The sequence below is a fragment of the Paenibacillus silviterrae genome (assembly GCF_030167925.1).
Lineage (GTDB): Bacteria > Bacillota > Bacilli > Paenibacillales > NBRC-103111 > Paenibacillus_G > Paenibacillus_G silviterrae.
Genome location: NZ_JASKUT010000001.1, coordinates 411,322 through 431,143 on the forward strand (window position 1 = coordinate 411,322; position 19,822 = coordinate 431,143).

Genomic DNA, 19,822 nt, shown 5'->3' on the forward strand with positions numbered 1-19,822 from the left:
TTTAGAACGGAGGGGTGCAATGAAAAGGATACTTATCGTGGATGACGAGCAGCACATTAGGGAAGGGATCGCAGCCAAGATCGAGCAATGTGAGGAAGCTGCCTACCTGATCAGCGGAGAGGCCGCAAGCGGCACACAAGCGCTGGATTGGTTAGCCTCTCATTTCGCGGACATTTGCATTACCGACATTCGGATGCCCGTGATGGACGGGCTCGAGCTAATCCGCTGCATCAAAGAAAAGTACCCCTGGATGCTTTGTATCATCGTGTCAAGCTATGATGATTTTCACTATGCCAAACAAGCGCTTCAGCTCGGCGTGAAGGATTATATACTCAAGCCTATCGACCGGGAGATGCTGCAGGAGTCGCTGGCTGGCGTAGCCATGACGATCCAGCAGAATCGTCTTGACCGGGCCTTTCAAATTTTGGTTGAGAAGATGCACCCTTCCCAAGGGCTCATGAACCGCTGGAAGGATCTTCTGGAGACCAGGCAATTCAGCAATTATCCTCTTCTCGTGGTGGACACTCTCCAGATGTTCGAGGATTGGGTACATACGGATTATTATTTGTTCGATGCGTTGACAGCGAAGTGGATTGAGATGGTGGCTAAGGAATTGAACCTGGAGATGCCTGGGCAGGAGGAGCTGCGAAGCGGTGACTGGGGTGATACGGAGCTTACACTGCGCCATGACTCGGCGCGTTTCTATTTTCGCTTGGGCGCCGTGATGCGTCTCGAGAAGGGCATGTTAAGCCTGATTGAGGTGCTGAAGAACAGTTATCAGCATGAGAATGTAAAGATAATACGCCAAGTCAAACATTACATCGATGAACATTATGCCGAGAAAATCAATCTGGAGGAGCTTGCCGATCTAATCCCAATCAGTCGGTCCTATCTGGCGGTATTGTTTAAGCAGAGCACGGGACAAACGGTTTGGAACTATCTTGTTGAGGTACGGATGAAGAATGCGAAGCTGCTGCTCCTGGATCAGAAGCTTAGAATCTACGAGGTGGCCGGTAAAGTCGGCTATGAGAACAGCGAACATTTCTCCAAGCTCTTTAAAGAATACTATGGGGTCTCCCCCAAAGACTACAGGCGCATGGTGGATCTTCATGTAGAATAAGCTCATAGGATCGAACAAGCCCGGTTTGCAAGCAACTGGGTTTGTTCGTGCGACCGGAATGATTCGTAGAACGATTACTATGGTTTTTAATATATTGCCTTCTTGTCCCTAAGCAAGGAAATAGTGGATAATAAAGTAACAAGGGGAACAATAACTAGAAATGAGTAGGGGGGCATTTATGAAAAAGCCAGTAATCGCGTTATCCGGTATTATGCTGGGCATGACCGCTTTGCTTGCGGCGTGCGGAGGTGACGGTAACACGACAGGAGCCTCCGGGAATAGCAAAGGTGACATCAAGATGACCCCCGTGGGAACGTATCCCATTGTGAATGAAAAAACAACCCTTAAGGTCTTCACGAAACAAGACGTAAATGTGGAGAATTATGAAACCAACGAATTCACCAAATGGTATGAGGACAAGACGAATGTAAAAGTGGAATGGGAGGTCGTGCCGGGCTCCGCCATGAAGGAAAAGCTTCAGGTGAAGCTGGCGGGAGGCGATCTCCCTGATATCTTCATGTCCTCCGGAATTTCGGACAGCCAGCTGGTCGGTTACGGAAGTCAAGGCTTGTTCTTGCCCTTGAATGAATTGATCCATCAATACGCGCCGAATGTGAAACGTATGATCGAAAAAGCACCGTATTTAAGCCACTATTTATACGCGCCGGACGGGAAAATTTACTCCATTCCGAACGTAGGGGAAACCTTCCATGCCACCATGCCGAAGAAGCTGTGGATTTACAAGCCTTGGCTGGATAAGCTGGGCCTGCAGGTGCCAACTACCCTGGAGGAATATTATAACGTGCTGAAGGCGTTCAAAACCCAGGATCCGAACGGAAACGGCAAGGCCGACGAAATCCCGCTGTCCGGCGCCAATGGAACCACCAACGGAAACAATGAAATCGAGAGCTTCTTTATGCAATCGTTTCTTTTCTACGACCGTTCGAATTATTTGATGCTCGATAACGGCAAAGTGGAGTTCTCTGCGGATAAGCCGGCTTATAGGGAAGGACTCAGATACTTAAGAAAATTGGTACAGGAGGGGCTTTTGCAGCCCGACGCATTCATCCAGGACCGCAAGGCGCTGACCGCGCTGGCTGAGGACCCGTCGGGGTCGAGACTGGGCTCGGCAACCGCGCTTTATTGGGGGAACCTGTCGATTGACAACGGGCCGAGCGGAAGATACAAGGAGTATGTCCCTGTGCCGATCCTGGCCGGTCCCGACGGGAAACGATATGGGTTCGATCGGGGTTATGGCGTGGACAACGGCGCCTTCGTCATCACCAAGGATGCCAAAAATCCGCAAATGGCCATGCGGTGGATCGATTGGTTCTTTAACGAGGATGCCAAGCTGGCGGAGGGCATGAGCGATTATTTAGGCAAGGAGGGCGTAGGCTGGAAAAAACCGGAGCCCGGCACCAAAGGACTTGACGGCGGTCCGGCAACGTACCAAATGCTCGTTCCGTTCGGTACCAAGAACAATTTCCGCTGGTCCCAAACGGCGCCTCGCTTCCAGGATCTAAGCTTCCGTAACGGCATTGCGGCAACGAAGGAAGCGGAAACGGAGGTTCGGCTGCAGCAGATCACGAAGGATTATTATAAACCGTATTCGGCGGCGGAGCGGTATGTGCCGCATATGTATTTCTCCGATGAGGATCTGGCCAAGTTCGGCGATATTCAGAAAAGCATTACCACCGTCGTACAGGATTTCATGCTGAAATTCGTGACGGGAACGCTTGATATCGATAAGGATTGGGACAAATACATCAAAGAGCTGGAAAATGCCGGAGTGAAATCCTACACCCAAATTATTCAAGCGAACTACGCCAAATTGAAAAAGTAAGAGGATGCCCGGAGGATGCTTCGTAAGTAAGGGGCGATCACCGGGCCTTTTCATTAGGAAAAAGGAGAGTACAGGGTATGCCGAACAACGCGGAAGTGAAATCTCCTGCTATACTCCGTACGCTGGAAAAACCGGGCAGCGGCGCCATGAAGAGGATCCGGGACAACTGGCAGCTATATCTGCTGCTGCTGGTTCCGTTCCTATATGTCATTATTTTCCACTATGTTCCTATGTACGGACTTATCATTGCCTTTAAAAATTATAGTGTTGTGAAAGGCGTGCTTGGCAGCAAGTGGGTGGGTTTGGTTCATTTCGAGCGTTTTTTCCATTCCTATGACTTCTGGCTGGTGTTGAAAAATACGCTGCAGCTGAGCTTGTTCAACCTGCTGGTAGGCTTTCCGGCCCCCATTCTGCTTGCGTTATGCATCAACTATTTGCCCGGCCGGCGGTTTCGAAATGTGCTGCAGATGACTACCTATGCACCGCACTTTATTTCCGTGGTTGTCATTGTAGGCATCATCGTACAGCTGCTCTCCCGGGAGGGGCTGGTCAATGACATCATCACCGCGTTGGGCGGACAGCCGGTCAATTTCCTCGGTACCCCGGACTATTTTAAGTCCATCTATGTGCTCTCAGGCGTGTGGCAGCAAGCAGGCTGGGGCTCCATTATTTATTTGGCAGCCCTCGCGGGCATCGATCCTCAGCTTCATGAGGCCGCAACGATCGATGGTGCCAGCAAGGTAAGGCGAATCTGGCACATTGATCTGCCCGGCATTCTCCCTACTATTGTCATTCTGCTGATTCTCGATGTCGGAAGAATCATGAATGTCGGCTTCCAGAAGGTGCTGCTGCTTCAAAATCCGTTGACCGTACAAGCCTCGGAGGTTATTGATACGTATGTTTATAAAGTAGGAATCATTTCCGGGATGCCGAACTTTTCCTATGCGGCTGCCATCGGGCTGTTCAAATCGATTATCGGATTCATCCTCATTATTACTGTCAATCGTATCGCCAAAAAAGTCAATGATACCAGCTTGTGGTAAGGAGGCGGCGGCGTGAGAGAAACCGCACTGATGAAAGAATCCGGGGGCGACAGGCTGTTCACGGCATTCATCTGTTGCTTGGCCGGTATCATATTACTGCTTGTATTATATCCGCTTGTTTATGTGGTGAGCGCTTCCTTCAGCTCTCCTACGGCGCTTATGTCCGGGAAGGTATGGTTGTTTCCCGTCGAGCCGGGGCTGGCAGGTTACCGGGCTGTGATTGAGCATAAGGAGGTGTGGACAGGCTACTCCAACAGTCTATTCTATACCGTGGTCGGAACGGCGATTAACGTCATCATTACTATTGCAGCGGCCTACCCCTTATCCCGCAAGGATTTGGACGGAAGAAAATTCATCCTGCTGCTGTTTACCTTTACGATGATCTTCTCCGGCGGGATGATACCCACCTATCTTCTTGTGAAAAACCTCGGATTGCTGAACACCCGGTGGGCGCTTCTCATTCCGAATGCGATGAATGTATTTCATGTGATCGTCATGATGTCCTTCTTCCGTTCTTCAATTCCCGATGAATTGCTGGAATCGGCCAAGATGGACGGCTGCAGCAACCTTCGCTTCTTATGGAGCATTGTCCTGCCGCTTTCGGGCTCGATTATTGCAGTAACGACGTTGTTCTACGCTGTGGAGCACTGGAATAGCTTTTTTGAAGCGTTACTTTATTTGTCGGACAAAAACATGTACCCGCTCCAAACTTTTCTGCGTGAAATTCTCCTATTGAATACGGCAGATGACCTGACCTCCAATATAGCGGATCAGAACCAGCGTCTCTATTTGAATGAACTGTTGAAGTATTCCTTGATTATTTTTGCAAGCGTGCCGCTTCTGGTCATGTACCCATTTGTACAGAAGCACTTCGTCAAAGGGGTTATGATCGGGTCGATTAAAGGGTAGTGGCATAAAAAAAGGAGAGGCGGTCGCCCCAGGCAGGCAAAACCTGCTTGAGGTGACCGTCTCTTTTTGTGAGGGAGCTTGGTGGTCCTATGAACTATATAAACGCCTCTACTTAATAGGTAAGAGACTCATTTTTTCGTTTTTATGGAGGCTGAACCGATCCGGTATGTCCATGTCTTGTAATAAGAGGAATTTTTGCCGTAGGAGTTGTCAATCAGAACATTTTTCTTGCTCATGAGGCAGGCGAGGATATGGCCGTGAAGTCGGGAGGTCATGATTTCATCATGCTGGCTGAAAGCAATGATCGCCTTGTGAATCAGCTTCTCCGCGATTTTATACCAAAGCTGGGCCAATTCCGTGGAATTGGCAGCTCCCTTCGAATCTTTATGTCTCTGTATCATCCCGCGAATATCGTGAAGTTCATTCTTCGAGAGTAAATTTTTCCAATCGATCGCGTTAGCTTTCACCGCCGGATGCAAGCCCTTTTTCTTTTCTACGTCTTTACGCAGCAGATAGAGCGTCTTTGCTTTGTGCTTAGCTTTTAACGGACGAATAGGCCATAGCTGATGAGCCATATCGGGCATGACGCGTATATGGCGGCTAAAGTCGGTCACTCGATACAAACTTAACGAGTCCCTGACAAAAATGTGAAGATCTTCATGCTTAGAGAAAATACCCCTTGCCTTGCTGTAATTTTCTTTGTTCTGGAAGTAAACGGTTTGTGGAAGGATGACGATTCGGTGGCGGGGGTATTCTGCAATAACTCTCTCCCGCAGCGCCTGATGCGGACCGTAGATATCTCCGAAATTACCTCCCCCATGGCAGACGATGATATGGTCGGACGGGATGGATAGCTTCTCCGGAAAATTGAAGTAGCTGTATCTGGCGAGGACGTTTATTTTATAGTCTTTGAAGAACTGTTCAGTTCCCTTGAATATAAGCAAATCACCGATGTTGCCGTGGACGGGATAGTCCAGGTAAACAACATTGGAGCCCGGGGGGATGACTGCTGTAATCTCTGAGAGTTTTGCCTTGAGCATGTCCATGGGAGATTTACGCTTAAGCGGCACTAGAATCACCCTCCTGAGGTTAGATGGTTTCCCATATTATATGTCTGATAAAGCAAAAAGGAATGGTCAAATGATTAACTTTTATAAAATATGCTGCTCACCTATTTCATGCAGTGAAAGGTATGAATACTATGAGGAAAAGATCCCGAGGAGGGAGACTATGTTCGAAAAAATGTCTGTTCTGTTGCCTTATATGCCTGATTATGGGCCAAGGGATGCTGCTCTGAAGTGGGTGAAAAAATACTATCAGACGATGATGCCCGAGATCGAGCTGTGCATTGGAGTATCTACCGAGAAGGCGTTTAGTAGGTCGCAAGGGATGAATTTAGCTGCAAAGAAGGCGACTAGAGATATTTTCGTTATTGCAGACGGTGATATTTTTTATAATCCAGCCATATTGATCGATGCAGCCAAGCTACTCAACCAGTATGCTTGGGTGATTCCGTTTCACCATGAAAAAATAATTAACTTGTCCGAGAGCAATACAAAGGAGATTTTGAAGAGCAAGCCGTCGTGGCCTCCAAAGGTTGAGATTAAGAATTATAAGGTAGAGAAACGCGAAAAAGATTTCGCTGGTAAAATCAATGTCATACACCGTAAGACTTACTTTAAAGTCGGGGGGTTTGACGAAAGATTCGTCGGATATGGCTGGGAGGATAATGCCTTTCAGAACGCGGTCAGTACCCTATGCGGTCCCCACAAGAGGCTGAATCGGAAGCTGTACCATCTATGGCACCCGCCAGTGAAAGGCAAAGGGAATCCTCATTGGGAGAAGAACAAGGTGCTTGGCTTAAAGTATCGTGAAGCGAACGGGAATAAGGAGGCTATGAGGAAGCTTCTGGAGGGACGCATATGAAGAAATCGAAGGCAACCGATAAGCCGGCAGTTTCCATACGCTGTCTAGGGAAAATTGGGAGATTCGGAAACCAGGTGTTCCAGTATGCGTTTGTTAAAGTCTATGCTCATAAATATAACCTGAGAGTAGAAACTCCGGAATGGATAGGACAATATTTATTCGGACACAAGGATCCGCCAATCCAAGCAAAGTATAAGCATATTATGGATAAAAAGCTTCGCAAGGTTCCGCATCTGTTAACAGCCCGCAAGCCGCATTATAAGAACGTAGATTTGAAGGGTTATTTCCTGTTTCATCCCCAAGTATATGCATCATATAAGTCGTATTTCCGATCACTGTTTCAGCCGGTGCCCGAGGTGCGCTCCGTTGTAGAGAAGGGTTTAGGACTCCTCAAATCGAGGGGCAATACCATCGTTGGACTGCATTTGAGAAGGGGAGACTTCTTAGCGAACCAGCACCGGAAGAGATATCAGAAATTTTTCCCTGTCGTTCCCAACGAGTGGTATATCGCTTGGCTGCGCAGCATATGGGGGAAGCTGGATAACCCTGTTTTATTTATTGCTAGTGACGAGCCTGAGCTTGTATTGCCGGATTTCCGCGAATTCAAGCCGGTAACCTCCAGCGATTTGAACATGAGTTTACCTAAAGCAAGCTTTTATCCAGATTATTATATTTTATCGAATTGCGATATACTCGCCATTTCATACAGTACCTTCTCCTATTCAGCCAGCATGCTGAATAGAAGAGGGAAATTATTCGTCAGGCCGATCATGGAGCTGAAAAAGCTGGTGCCATACGACCCTTGGAACAGTAAGGTGAAGCCGTACCAGTAAAAAATTGATGAGCACAGTTACTGGCGGTTCGAGTTTTCTCGAATCCCATATTGTCGAGCTGCTTTGCCAAAAGGGCTGCAGGCAGCATATCATTCCGCGCAGCAGGGAATATCGACCTTAATCCGAATAGGAGGAAGGATCTTGGATAGAGACATAATAATTGTGAAGCAACCTAAAATTGTCGGTGGTAACACTTTAAAATGTTCTTTCAGCTGTTCCAAGAAGCTGGAATCTTTTTTTATAGAAAAAGTGCTGTGGGTTAAATATAATAGGAAAATTAAAGGGGTACCTAAGAGTTTATTGGCCATTCCGTTGCTCTCCAATATCCTTCCTATTGCCTGGGCATCAGACGCCGATATTCATGTGGAAGAGATCGACAGCCATTTTCTGCGTTCTGCTGAAATCGTAAGGAATTCGTTCCAGGCGTTATATCCTAAACTCAAATTCAGGGGGAAGATATATGCCAAGTCCATAGTTGAAAACCGTGGATATAATAAACAAAAGAGTGCAGCTTTATTCAGCGGCGGAGTAGATTCATTAACAACGTACATTCGAAAGAGACAAGAAGGGCCGGGTTTAATTACGGTTTGGGGGTCAGATATAGCACATACGAATATAAAATCATGGAAATTGGTTGAACAAAATAATCTGAATTTCGGTAAACAAAACAAGGTATCCAATCTCTTTTTACAATCCAATTTTAGATCAATGCTTAATTATAAAAAGCTAATTAATAAATTTTCAATTAATTGGTGGGGGAATATTCAGCACGGCTATGCCTTATTAGGATTATGTGCTCCCATTTCATATACGGAGGGCATAAAGACACTCTACATCCCTTCAACTTATTCGAATAAACTTCCGGATTATTCCTGGGGCTCCCATCCATTAATCGACGCTAACGTGAAATGGGGCGAGACGTCGGTAGTACATGACGGATATGAATTAACTAGACAAGATAAGCTCAACGTTATATCGGAATACATTCGATCTGTAGATCCCTCTTTACAAATCAGGGTGTGCTGGGAGAGCAGCGGGGGAAAGAACTGCAGCCATTGTGAAAAGTGCTCTAAAACCATGGTAGGATTGTATTTAGCAGGAGTCGATCCCAATCGGCATGGCTTCACGATGAACAAGCAGACACTGGACAATATAAAAATAAAATTTGCGCAGAAGTGGAAATTCAGTAAAGGTGACAAATACCATTGGGAGTATATTCAAAAGTCTGTGTCACGGGATAAGGCGAAAATTCCTCACGAATATGCCGAATTTTTTTCCTGGCTCGAAAAAGTAGACATTAGTAAAATTCCAGTAAATTAATAGAACTAAAACCGTCCACTGGTTAGTCTTACGAACTCATTGGTCACAACTGACTTAGATAGCTACATTTACGTTTACGAAAAAAGATAAAATAAATGGGACCCGGGCTCCGGGTCCATTTATTGATGGCTATTTTATGATGTTGCGTGATTTACAAGTACGGGAAGCATCTTCAAGCCTTTTGTTGTCTCTGTTCCACATAATGGGCATTTCGGCTCATCATCAAATGCGAAGTTCATACGAATCCACCCATTGCAGCTGTTGCTGTTACATTGCCATATCACGGTTTCTTCCTCAGTGGTTTGCTCTTTTTTCTTAAATGAGTTCAAAAAGAGGCCTCCTTTTCCAACGACGCTTAACTATGTATATGCTTAAGTGCTAACAATAATTCAGGTTGTCCATAGCCCAACGAGGCAAAATGTGGTAAATTATCGCTAACGTGAACAAATGGGGAGTGAGGACGATGGAACATTTTTTATTTAAACAGATGGCATTTGTAAGAGGCCAAACCTTAAAAACGATGGAGGGAGTCACAGAGGAAATCGCAGACCGGATCCCCGAAGGATTCCGAAATACGATACGCTGGAATTTGGGGCACATTTATGTTGTCCTGGAACGGTTTTCCTTCCAATACATAGGACTTCCGCAGCACTTGCCCAATGGGTTTAGTGAACAGTTTGAATACGGTACTTCACCTACAAAAAAACCAGATAACATACCCGTACCGACCTTGCGAGAGCTAGAAATTCTGCTAGTAGAACAACAAGAGCGGATACGTAAGGTTTTGGGACATCGCTTGCAGGAGAAGATTGTTCCGCCTTATACTACGTCTTCTGGGATGACCCTGGAAACGCCGGAGCAATTCCTCAGCTTCAGTTTATATCATGAGGGTATGCATTTGAGCGTCATAAAACTTTATAAAGCATTGTTATCCCGCTAACCACATGGAGGTTAACCATGGTTATTGTCCCCACTATGAATTTTGAATTAATTGCAACCTTGAATCAACCTGCTCACGAATTGCACGTATCTTTATACCCTGATTATTTTAAACAATACGATTTCGAAGCTATGCGAGAATTCTTTAAGAAAGCAGTAACAAATGAAAAGTTTGTTTTTCTCCTCATTGAGGATGACGGTTTTCCGCTGGGTTATGCATGGATTGAAATGAAAACTTACTCAGAGAATGTTTTCACAAAACAGCGTAGAACTCTGTTCGTACACCAAATAAGCATTATAGAGGAACGAAAAAGTAGAGGATATGGTTCACACCTAATGAATTATATTTATGAATTAGCAAAGAGTGAAGGATTAGATGATGTACAACTAGATTATTGGGTCGAAAATGAACATGCAAAAAACTTTTACAATAAGCAAGGTTTTGTGGCTTATAGAGAATTTGTTTATAAAAAAATCTAAGGTAACAGACCGCAGGAGCTGCTCCCTATTCTCGTTGAAGGGTTGGTTTTGATTGATATCCGTTCTTCCGGACAGTTGGAAATCTAGGAATCTCGCGTTCCGAAGATTATTAGAAAACGAAATAAATGAGGTACAGCACTTTTATACAGGTAGTCAATATATCAGTAAATGGGACGGCAATGAATACAATGCCAGTCAAATCGAACATTGGTATAGCTCCGGTGATTTGCCTCCAAAGGGAGTTAAAGAGAATTATCGTTTGTTTACTGTAAGGCACATGGACAGTAATGAATTAATAGGGATTTTAAGTGTATATCATGGATACCCCCAAATTGATTCAGCCTATATCGCATTTCTCTATATTTGTAATGAACGACAGGGCAAAGGATTTGGAAAAGAAGCTGAAAATCAATTGTGTACCGAAGTAAAAAACCTAGGGTATAAGGAAGTAAGGGCTAATGTTGCAGTTAAAAACTGGCCGGCAATCAGGTTCTGGACAAAGGCAGGGTATAACGGAATAAGTGGAATTTACGGTGATAAAGTACACACGGAAAACACTTTTGCAAACTTGGAGTTATTCAAGACGTTATAAGGGGAGGAGCTCAATACACGAGCCGAAATCCCGAAATGACCTGAATTCGGATGCAAAAAGGAATCTTCTCTACTTTGCCGAATTTAATGATTAATGACTCAGTTGAGTCTAGAATGTAGGGGGTGAAGACTTGAATTCGAAATTCAATAATCATAAATTTGTGGTTAGAAAACAGATCCTTTCTCTAGTTGGGGCTAAAATCGATATTTTCGACGAGAATGAAGAGAAAATTCTGTTTTCGAAGATGAAAGCCTTCAAGTTGAAGGAAGACATCCGAATATACGGGGATGAAACAATGCAAGATTGTTTGATTACCATTCAAGCGCGAAGCGTCATTGATTTTTCCTCCATTTTCGACGTCATTGATGTCGAAACCGGGACCAAGATAGGTTCTTTACAGCGCAAAGGGATGAAGTCGATCTTCAAGGACGAATGGGCGATTTTGAACCCAAGTGAGTCGGAAATCGGATTGATTAAGGAAGATAACGTACTGCTTGCTCTTTTGCGAAGATTCCTGACGAATTTAATTCCTCAGCATTACAACGTGGAAATAAACGGGACCAAAGTCGCTGAGTACAAACAGAATTTCAACCCGTTCGTCCAAAAACTAAACCTCGATTTTTCCGCTGACCACAATGAAAAACTTGATCGCCGCTTGGGCCTCGCCGCCGCGGTGCTGCTGATCGCCGTCGAGGGCAATCAGGGATAGAAGTGTAATAGTAGAATTATAACAACGTCACCACGATGCATGGTGACGTTGTTTGCATTTATAAGATCGTCTAATAACTGTAGTAACCAAGACAACTTCCACTCTAGTAAAAGCGACCTCCAATAGTTACGAAATAAGTCAAATACGTGTGATATTGTCTATGTTGAATCCGCTTACATAGCCTTATAATTCTAGTTGTGACAAATTGTAGTCAGCTTTGAATTAGGAGGTGAATCAACGAAAGCAGCGTATCAACGCTGCATCCGACAGCCTTGTAGAGCAGCGAGCGGGTGATTCGGCTCTATGCTGATCATGCCGGAATTAACAAGTACATGAAAAAGGAGTGAATTTGATGTTATCCAAGGTATCGAAAAAAGTCATTTCCGCCACATTGATATTGGGTATGCTACTCACCATGAACGCCTCTATGGTCAGCGCCAAGATTGCGCTCCCTGGACGTACGACTCCGCTGAACATTGATATGGTTCCCGGGCACACCTTGAACAAAAGCAATTATCTCAACGATATTGCCACACAAGGCACTGGCATTGATGTGACAACCGGTAAGGAGATCATTCCGATTGTTTGGGGTCCTTATCCTGCAACAGGCGCAGATCCCAATGAACCGGTCGGCGATGGCATGGATCTGTATAAGGACCCCGCCGTTTACACAGCACCTGGTACAAATAGCGCGTATGCGAATATGGGGATTATCGACGTAACGGCAGCACCCTTTAATGCGCCAAACGACGGAATAGCGGATGCAACACAAGAAATCCAGGATGCCATCGAATTCGGAAAGAAGAGACAGATGGCGGTCTTTTTCCCAGCAGGAACCTACTTGGTATCCGACACCATTCTCATTCGGTCCGGCATTTCCCTGCGAACAGGAAATACTGTCAGCATAGTGGCTAATAAAAATGAAATGCCTACCGTGTTATTAGGTCCGAAAACCGGAGCTAGAGCCCTGATTAAGCTGAAAAACAATTATCCGGGCTTCAACGCCACTACTGATCCTTCCCAGGCTACTACCGCTAAAGCCGTCATCCATTACTATCAACCGGATATCGAAAAAAGCGGTGAAATAGTCACGATCAAGTACGGAGACAAACATGGTTCGGATATCGAAGGAAATCTTATGATTGACAATATAGACATCGATACCGGTTACAACAATCCACGGGCGATCGGAATTGTCATGGCTTCGGCGCAAGGCGGGGTGCTGCAGGATGTAACGATCAATGCTCGCGCCAGCTTGGCCGGGATCGTGGGCGGGTCGGGCAATGGCGGAAGCTGGACCAATCTGACCATTACCGGCGGAAAGTACGGCATCGACAGTAGAACGACGACCGTCTTGACTCAGTCCATGCACAATATTACGCTGTCCGGCCAAACGGACGCAGCCTGGTTGGCCGGCGCCGGAGGAACAGCGGTGGTGACCGGCATGAAGATCACCGCCGGCTATAAGGGCCCTGCTATCGTCAGAACGAAAAAACCTCAACCTATGTTCGGCACGATTAATCTCATCGATTCTTCAATCGAATATACAGACCCGTATGTAACGGGTACGGATACATTCTACGCCATTGCAGGATCTGATGATAATACAACGCTTATTGACAGTGAATTTGCTAACGGAGGCATAAGCTCCTTTGCCATGCCAACCCTGAAACCAAATCTTGTAGAAGGCTTGTATATGAATAACGTCTACTTCAAAAACGTGGGCAAAGTGTTGAAAACGACCGCAGGCACTGACCTGACGGCTAGCGCAAATAACTGGTACCGTTTCAGCGAGTATGCCACGAGCACTAATCAAACTTGGAATACTGGAACTAATACTATAACTTTCCAAACCGCCCCTTACATTAATAAAGCACAAACAGGGTCGAACACTTATAATCCAGGTGGAGCCGCAAGTACCGCGCCTCCTACGGATTTACATTCCAAACATGGCTGGGCCGCAGGTGATTTTCCAAACTTCCAGACCACGGGGGCTGTCAATGTAAAGACTGTCGGCGCCGTAGGCGATGGAGTAACGGACGATACAACCGCGCTTCAGAACGCGATTAATGCCAACGAGTACGTATTTTTGCCCAAGGGCTATTACAAGATAAGTAAACCGTTGAATCTCCAAAAGAACACCAAGCTCTTCGGTGTAAGCCCGGCTTACTCCGTCATTATGGCGGATCTTTACGATATCTCAACCGCTACTACAGGAAAATGGAATAACGGCGTCGGTCCGGTACCGATGGTACGGACGGCGACCGATCCGGATGCGGATAACGTAATCAGCGATCTGACCGTCATGCCAACCCGTGAGCTTCCCGATACCTACACTCCAGATATCCAACCGCTCTACGCCATTAAGTGGCAAGGTGGCGGCACCTCCAGAATGCGGGGTGTACAGATCGAGCCTTACCGTACCTACGGCTTCATTGGCTCTGGATCGACGGGTACCAACAACATGAAGCCTGCGACTTTTAAACATCCACTCTTGTATATTACCGGCAATGGCGGTGGCAAAATTTATAATATGTATGCCCAGCTATTTGATACAGACTTAGACCCTGCGATGAGACTGCTTGCCATCGAGAGTAAAACGGCAGACATCCCACTGTCTATTTATGCGACGAACTGGGAGTACATTAAGAGCGCTGCCGCCGTTGAAATCGATAACAGCAAGTATGTATCGATCTATGGGAGCAAGACCGAAGATAACACCACGTACATGGATATCAAGAACTCCGACCATATTAGGGTCTTCGGACATAGTGGAAGCGGCACCGCGCCTTACGATGGTGTCATTACTCCCGCTAAAACAGGTTATACACGGCCAACAGGTACAAATATTGATCCAGCAAAGAAGGGCAACTTATTTAAAATTACCAATACAGCCAATGTGCTCATTGCTACTTTAACGGATCAAGTAACAGATGTCCCTGTTTGGAACCAGAACGATAAATTGTTTAAAAATCCGTACGACCTCTATTATCCGATCAAAGCTGGTACAGATGTTGTAGAATCCAATCATCGACCTATCATGTACAAGATTGGCAATCCAGTTGGAAGTCCGTAAAGTGTATACCATTTTTAAATAATTCTAGACTTGATAAACGGGCGGTCCCCTTTCATGGGGCCGCCTTGTTTTTCATTACATTACCCCAATAGGGTCTAACGCTTCCCGTTCTTTTGACAACTCCAGATTGGACATGTCAGCTTTACTTCGATTTCTAGCTCTTCTTTCCTTGATCGTTCGGGTCGTTGGATCGCGACGGGCTACTCTTAGGATTGTTTTTATCGGGCTTGGTTTTCGTGCTCATTTACAAGTTCACCTCCCAGATTATCCATAATGAGTATTTCCTAAAACGGTTATCCCTATTAGAATAATGGGTGATATCTGGAGGCCTGGTGTAGTAAGAGTCCAAAATATCCAAATAATTTCATCTAAAGAACGAGCCTAATAAGCATTGGGTCAATACCCACGGAAGCTTCTCCTTGGTGTCGTTGAACGGGCAGCAGAATAACCGAATACTAGCTTTCATATTTTGGTGGTATGTTTACATTAGGAAGATTAAAAATGGTACCAAATTACGTAACCAGTATGAAGTATCAATCCGTTTATTTGAGGAGGATCAGGTGAAACGCTACCTAAAGACTATAACAAGTATTCTGTTGTTCGTAGTAATATTGCTTTATTTTACATGCCCAGATGAGGAAGATTATAAATTGTGGCTTGAAAAGGAGCACGCTATTTCGTATGAGGTAGGAGGACCAAGTAAAATTATTATATGTAAACGAGAACAAGATGCGGTATTCTCAATCACTTCTTTGATAACTCAACGATTGTATATGAGTAGTTATTATTCTGATTCTCTGAACTACCTGGGAACGATAGCGCAATAACCCATGTACAGACCGCCGCGGCTGATGCTCCCATAATACTAATGGAGTAGAGTAAGAATATGGTAAGGGATGGTAATGGTTAGGAGGAGCAAAATGAACGTAGCATCAAAAAGATATTGGGATAAATATTGGATATCCCAAGGTCATGAGAAACCAAAATCAGTCAGTGCGTGGAAATTCGGGGCTAATCCAGACCACTTGGCTCAATTAGTAATTGATGGTGTTAAATCAGCCACTTGTTCTGGACTCATTTTTTATGAAATTGAAAATGAGCCACTTCCGTCGACTGAAGATTATAGCATTATTTTAAATAGTAACGATGAACCCGTAGCGATAATTAAAACGGTAGATGTTAGAGTAATACCAATGAATGAGGTTCCAGAAGAATTCGCTGTTGCCGAAGGTGAAGGAGATAAAACATATCAATACTGGAAAGAAACTCACGAAAAATTCTTTATTGAGGAGTTAAGTAAGTTAGGACTTACATTTTCTCAGGATATGATGTTGGTATGTGAGCGTTTTGAGTTAGTCGATGTTATTAACAGTGTGGTACCTCATTGAGGTGACTATGATTCCAGCTAAACATTAACGGGATACGTTAGCACGACGGCAATCGGGCAGACGAAACAATAGGAGGTCTAGCGTTTGGACTTTTTTTTTCTATTGTAATTATAGTGTTGTTGGTTATTATGGTGCGTACATTGATCAGCATTAACTTACATATGTCACGTCAGGTAAGGCAAAGCAAGATACTTGAAGATGCTATATACGATTGATTGAATTAATAAAAACAAAACCGCAATTAAGCTATCTGGGGACGATAGCGCAATAATCTGGTGGCAGATCGGCACGGCAGTTGCTCCTTGGCCGCGTTGAACTAAATGGCAGGATAGCGGAATCAATTGGTCGAAAAAGACGTAAGGTGAAATTCAAGAAGAGCTAATATATTACAAAGGACTGATTGAATGAAATTACTACCAACTTTTAAATATCATCCGAAACCTATTGAAACTGGAATGATCATAGAGAGTAATGCAATTTGTCCTGTTTGCGAAGAAAAAACTGACCATGTTTACGTTGGACCATTTTTCTCTATCGATGAGGTCGAGGATATTTGCCCCTGGTGTATTGAGAATGGACAAGCTGCAATTAAGTTTGATGCAGAATTTCAAGATTCTGCATCATGTGAAGAGATTCCAACTAAAGAGAAATTGGACGAATTAGTTCACAGGACTCCAGGATATTCAGGTTGGCAACAGGAAAAGTGGTTAAATCATTGTGATGATTTTTGTGCGTTCATCGGATATGTGGGATGGAAGGAAATTGAAGGGATTGCCCATGAGTTAACTGAAGATTTTAACAGATATGGATACAATGAAGAAGAAATTCAAAAATATTTAAAGAAAGAGGGAAGTCTTCAAGGATATCTCTTTCAATGTATTACTTGTAAGAAGCATAGACTTCATATTGATTGCGATTAAGACATCAAGTTTTTTGGAAGATTGCACAAGAAGTCTTGAAATGCACCTAACGACATATTCATAGAATTAGTCCTTCGGTCCGCCCTGTGAGGCATTTCAAATTAAGCTAACGGCGAACTATAGCTCAGTAAAGACATGAAGGCAGCCGCTTCAAAAAGTTCGGCTGCCTTCGTTGCGCTAAATGGCTGTTTAAGATCTTTCGCGCTGAACCATACCACAAATGACGCAATTTTTTGCCGTAGCCGTTCAAGGGTACGGAACGAACATGCTCGTTTCCTCTCGGGGCTTGTACAGTATCCATAAATATATAAGATAACTCAAAAATGCCTTTAAGCCACATCAGTGGTTTAAAGGCATTCTCATATATGTGCTGAGACAAAATTGTAAGTTGGTTGCGGGGGCAGGATTTGAACCTGCGGCCTTCGGGTTATGAGCCCGACGAGCTACCGGGCTGCTCCACCCCGCGATAGTAAAACAAAGTATATTGACTTTTAAAGTTGGCCAGATCTCTAATATTACACTAATTGGTGTAAATATGCAAGCTCTTTTATGGGATCTCTCTCGAGCGGGAAGTATCCGTAAGGCGAGGGTGGTATAATCAATTTAGAGTGTTGGAATTCCTGTTTCACTGGAGTAGGATGGACCTATTCCGGTAGGTATGGAACGCAGGGGAATTCCGGAATCAGAGGGGATACAAATGGATTGAAGTTGGTTGTAAACGGTGTTACTCTAACTATGGTAAACTTAAAACCTATGTCTGCAAAAACATCTAATGATATTCACTAATTTGGTTATAAAGAAAGGTCATACTATGATAAAAGTTGAAAACTTATCCTTCTCATTTCCGCAAAAAGAACTATATAACAACATTTCATTTACGTTAGAAGAAGCACAACATTGCGCTTTTATCGGAACAAGTGGCAGTGGGAAAAGTACATTAATAGATATACTGATGGACCCAGAAAGATATCTCTTCGATGGCAAATTGGAGATGGACCCCGACTGCACAATTGGATATGTAAGTCAGTTCTCAGAACTAGATAACACAAAAGAAACAACCGTTTTTGAATATATAGGAGAACGTTTTATAAAGCTTCAAAATGAAATTCAATCAATTTGCACGGAAATGGAAACTTCAACAGATATAGAACCGTTACTGGAAAAGTATCAATTGGCTTTAGACGCATTGGATGCAATTGATGGGGATGATTTTGAAAGTAACATTCATAAGCAGCTCAATCTAGCAAACCTCATGAAGCGAAGAGATAGTAAGGTAGCCGACCTGAGCGGCGGGGAATTCAAACTTATTCAAGTGATGAAGGAAATGCTTAATCGTCCTGACTTATTGATTATGGACGAACCGGATGTATTTTTGGACTTCGAAAACCTAAATGCGCTTAAAAAACTAATTAATTCGCACAAAGGCATGCTGCTGGTTGTTACGCACAACCGATATTTATTGAATCATTGTTTCAACAAAATGATACACCTTGAAAACATGGAGATCCAAGAGTTTGATGGGCGATATATCGAGTATAACTTCTCATTGCTTCAGACAAAAATTGAGCTGCAAGAACTCGCAGTCGCGGAACAAGAAGAGATTGAGAGAAACGATACGATCATCAACAATCTTAGAGTTATCGCAACTTATAATTCAGACGCCTCAAGAGGGAGAGCGTTAAAAGCTAGAGTTAGATTTCAAGAAAGATTGGAAGCGCGTAGAATTAAAGCTCCATTCGTTGAAATTAAACAGCCGAAGATCAGTTTTGGTATGGATAATGAAATGGAAGACACTATTTTCATAAGTGTCCATCATTATAGTGTTGGCTTTGATGAGCTGCTGTTAGACAATGTTAACTTTGAGATAAAATCTACGGATAAAGTCGCTATTATCGGTGCAAATGGTACCGGAAAAACAACCTTACTCCGAGATATTTTCAAAAATGATCATGATTCAATTGAAATCAATGCTGATGTGAAAGTGGCTTATTTATCTCAGCTTCAAGGTGAAATGCTTAAGGACTCCAATACAATACTAGAAGAATTCATCGATGCGGGGTTTAAAACGTATGATGAGGTCAGATTGCATCTTTCAAACTATGGCTTTGAGGGAGAAACCCTTAGTCAAAAGATAGAATCTCTATCTGGTGGGGAGAAAAATTTACTCCAATTGGCTAAAGTTGCTGCCAGTAAAGCAAACGTATTACTTCTTGATGAACCGACAAGCCACTTAGATACCTATACACAAATAGCGCTGGAGAAAGCCATTGAAGAGTTTAAAGGTGCGATTCTCATGATTTCTCATGATTTCTATTCGGTTGTAAACGGTATGGATTATGTTTTAATTATTGACGATAAGACGATTAGAAAAATGACTATGAAAAAATTTAAACAGATGATTTATGCTAGTCATTTTGATAAAGACTATTTAGAAACGGAACAAAAGAAAAAATCAGTTGAAATGAAAATAGAAATGGCGTTAAAAGATACTGACTTTGAACTTGCAAAAGGATTGCTTGATGAGCTAGAAGAGCTGATTAAGTTACTGTAGATTACAACCTTCTGATCGTATTCCCATTGCGAAATCATTGTTCCAGAATGGATAAGTATGTACTTTTGTATCTCAGTTGCACTACTGTATAAATCAGGATGGTGGCCAGGGTGTAGCTCTATTCCTCTTCTAGAGTATAATACTAGTATAGAAGTTTGCGCATCGACAGCGAC

At 43.9% G+C, this 19,822-nt stretch carries 17 protein-coding genes and 1 tRNA gene; 15 read left to right on the plus strand and 3 right to left on the minus strand.

The annotated features are described in order from the left end of the window. Nucleotides 1–19 precede the first annotated feature (19 nt). From QMO62_RS01725 to QMO62_RS01740, 4 genes are all read left to right on the plus strand, one after another. Nucleotides 20–1,120 carry a response regulator transcription factor gene (locus QMO62_RS01725; protein ID WP_284638257.1) on the plus strand — a complete coding sequence of 367 codons (1,101 nt, stop codon included), beginning with the start codon at nt 20–22 and terminating at the stop codon, nt 1,118–1,120. Between the two features lie 178 nt (nt 1,121–1,298). Continuing rightward, the gene (locus QMO62_RS01730; protein WP_284638259.1) at nt 1,299–2,963 is read left to right on the plus strand and encodes an extracellular solute-binding protein; all 1,665 of its coding nucleotides are present in this window, start codon (nt 1,299–1,301) and stop codon (nt 2,961–2,963) included. A 77-nt stretch (nt 2,964–3,040) separates the two neighbouring features. Further along, nucleotides 3,041–4,006: an ABC transporter permease gene (locus tag QMO62_RS01735; RefSeq protein ID WP_284638260.1), complete on the plus strand. Its 966-nt coding sequence runs from the start codon at nt 3,041–3,043 to the stop codon at nt 4,004–4,006. Between the two features lie 12 nt (nt 4,007–4,018). Further along, entirely contained in the window at nt 4,019–4,915 is an 897-nt protein-coding gene (locus tag QMO62_RS01740) for a carbohydrate ABC transporter permease (protein WP_284638262.1), read from the plus strand. A 128-nt stretch (nt 4,916–5,043) separates the two neighbouring features. Here the strand turns inward: QMO62_RS01740 and QMO62_RS01745 are convergent, their stop codons facing one another. Next, nucleotides 5,044–5,955 (minus strand): polysaccharide pyruvyl transferase family protein, encoded by a 912-nt coding sequence (locus QMO62_RS01745; RefSeq protein WP_284638264.1) that lies wholly within the window; start codon nt 5,953–5,955, stop codon nt 5,044–5,046. Between QMO62_RS01745 and QMO62_RS01750 the strand changes: the two genes are divergently transcribed. From QMO62_RS01750 to QMO62_RS01760, 3 genes are all read left to right on the plus strand, one after another. Beyond that, nucleotides 5,954–6,841 carry a galactosyltransferase-related protein gene (locus QMO62_RS01750; protein WP_284638265.1) on the plus strand — a complete coding sequence of 296 codons (888 nt, stop codon included), beginning with the start codon at nt 5,954–5,956 and terminating at the stop codon, nt 6,839–6,841. The genes QMO62_RS01745 and QMO62_RS01750 overlap by 2 nt on opposite strands. After that, on the plus strand, nt 6,838–7,674 hold the full coding sequence (locus QMO62_RS01755) for an alpha-1,2-fucosyltransferase (RefSeq protein WP_284638266.1): 837 nt from the start codon (nt 6,838–6,840) through the stop codon (nt 7,672–7,674). Before QMO62_RS01750 ends, QMO62_RS01755 begins: the two co-directional genes overlap by 4 nt. A gap of 141 nt (nt 7,675–7,815) precedes the next feature. After that, on the plus strand, nt 7,816–8,994 hold the full coding sequence (locus QMO62_RS01760; RefSeq protein WP_284638268.1) for a hypothetical protein: 1,179 nt from the start codon (nt 7,816–7,818) through the stop codon (nt 8,992–8,994). A 134-nt stretch (nt 8,995–9,128) separates the two neighbouring features. Here the strand turns inward: QMO62_RS01760 and QMO62_RS01765 are convergent, their stop codons facing one another. Further along, on the minus strand, nt 9,129–9,323 hold the full coding sequence (locus QMO62_RS01765) for a cold-inducible protein YdjO-related protein (protein WP_284638270.1): 195 nt from the start codon (nt 9,321–9,323) through the stop codon (nt 9,129–9,131). A gap of 134 nt (nt 9,324–9,457) precedes the next feature. Here QMO62_RS01765 and QMO62_RS01770 point away from each other — a divergent pair, with 134 nt between their 5' ends. The 7 genes from QMO62_RS01770 to QMO62_RS01800 all read left to right on the plus strand — a co-directional run bounded on the left by QMO62_RS01770 (nt 9,458) and on the right by QMO62_RS01800 (nt 17,098). Continuing rightward, the gene (locus QMO62_RS01770; protein WP_284638271.1) at nt 9,458–9,934 is read left to right on the plus strand and encodes a DinB family protein; all 477 of its coding nucleotides are present in this window, start codon (nt 9,458–9,460) and stop codon (nt 9,932–9,934) included. Nucleotides 9,935–9,951: 17 nt separating this feature from the next. Continuing rightward, on the plus strand, nt 9,952–10,413 hold the full coding sequence (locus tag QMO62_RS01775) for a GNAT family N-acetyltransferase (protein ID WP_284638273.1): 462 nt from the start codon (nt 9,952–9,954) through the stop codon (nt 10,411–10,413). A 52-nt stretch (nt 10,414–10,465) separates the two neighbouring features. Beyond that, nucleotides 10,466–11,005, plus strand: a complete 540-nt coding sequence (locus QMO62_RS01780; protein ID WP_284638275.1) for a GNAT family N-acetyltransferase — start codon at nt 10,466–10,468, stop codon at nt 11,003–11,005. Between the two features lie 130 nt (nt 11,006–11,135). Continuing rightward, nucleotides 11,136–11,714 (plus strand): LURP-one-related family protein, encoded by a 579-nt coding sequence (locus QMO62_RS01785; protein WP_284638277.1) that lies wholly within the window; start codon nt 11,136–11,138, stop codon nt 11,712–11,714. Between the two features lie 352 nt (nt 11,715–12,066). Further along, nucleotides 12,067–14,790, plus strand: a complete 2,724-nt coding sequence (locus QMO62_RS01790; protein ID WP_284638279.1) for a glycosyl hydrolase family 28-related protein — start codon at nt 12,067–12,069, stop codon at nt 14,788–14,790. A 920-nt stretch (nt 14,791–15,710) separates the two neighbouring features. After that, on the plus strand, nt 15,711–16,178 hold the full coding sequence (locus QMO62_RS01795) for an ASCH domain-containing protein (protein ID WP_284638281.1): 468 nt from the start codon (nt 15,711–15,713) through the stop codon (nt 16,176–16,178). A gap of 404 nt (nt 16,179–16,582) precedes the next feature. After that, a complete protein-coding gene (locus tag QMO62_RS01800) occupies nt 16,583–17,098 on the plus strand; it encodes a CbrC family protein (protein ID WP_284638282.1) in 516 nt (171 codons plus the stop codon). Between the two features lie 389 nt (nt 17,099–17,487). On the opposite strand, the gene QMO62_RS01805 is transcribed toward QMO62_RS01800, so the two are convergent. Beyond that, nucleotides 17,488–17,564, minus strand: a tRNA-Met gene (locus QMO62_RS01805). Nucleotides 17,565–17,909: 345 nt separating this feature from the next. Between QMO62_RS01805 and QMO62_RS01810 the strand changes: the two genes are divergently transcribed. Beyond that, complete coding sequence (locus QMO62_RS01810) at nt 17,910–19,649, plus strand: ABC-F family ATP-binding cassette domain-containing protein (protein WP_284638284.1); 1,740 nt, start codon at nt 17,910–17,912, stop codon at nt 19,647–19,649. The last annotated feature ends 173 nt before the right edge of the window (nt 19,650–19,822 follow it).

Bases quoted from the DNA above. Each gene is read 5' to 3' on its own strand.
- QMO62_RS01745 (WP_284638264.1), bottom strand. From the start codon at position 5,955: ATGCTCAAGGCAAAACTCTCAGAGATTACAGCAGTCATCCCCCCGGGC.
- QMO62_RS01770 (WP_284638271.1), top strand. From the start codon at position 9,458: ATGGAACATTTTTTATTTAAACAGATGGCATTTGTAAGAGGCCAAACC.
- QMO62_RS01725 (WP_284638257.1), top strand. From the start codon at position 20: ATGAAAAGGATACTTATCGTGGATGACGAGCAGCACATTAGGGAAGGG.
- QMO62_RS01735 (WP_284638260.1), top strand. From the start codon at position 3,041: ATGCCGAACAACGCGGAAGTGAAATCTCCTGCTATACTCCGTACGCTG.
- QMO62_RS01800 (WP_284638282.1), top strand. From the start codon at position 16,583: ATGAAATTACTACCAACTTTTAAATATCATCCGAAACCTATTGAAACT.
- QMO62_RS01775 (WP_284638273.1), top strand. From the start codon at position 9,952: ATGGTTATTGTCCCCACTATGAATTTTGAATTAATTGCAACCTTGAAT.
- QMO62_RS01810 (WP_284638284.1), top strand. From the start codon at position 17,910: ATGATAAAAGTTGAAAACTTATCCTTCTCATTTCCGCAAAAAGAACTA.
- QMO62_RS01755 (WP_284638266.1), top strand. From the start codon at position 6,838: ATGAAGAAATCGAAGGCAACCGATAAGCCGGCAGTTTCCATACGCTGT.
- QMO62_RS01730 (WP_284638259.1), top strand. From the start codon at position 1,299: ATGAAAAAGCCAGTAATCGCGTTATCCGGTATTATGCTGGGCATGACC.
- QMO62_RS01750 (WP_284638265.1), top strand. From the start codon at position 5,954: ATGTCCATGGGAGATTTACGCTTAAGCGGCACTAGAATCACCCTCCTG.
- QMO62_RS01795 (WP_284638281.1), top strand. From the start codon at position 15,711: ATGAACGTAGCATCAAAAAGATATTGGGATAAATATTGGATATCCCAA.
- QMO62_RS01790 (WP_284638279.1), top strand. From the start codon at position 12,067: ATGTTATCCAAGGTATCGAAAAAAGTCATTTCCGCCACATTGATATTG.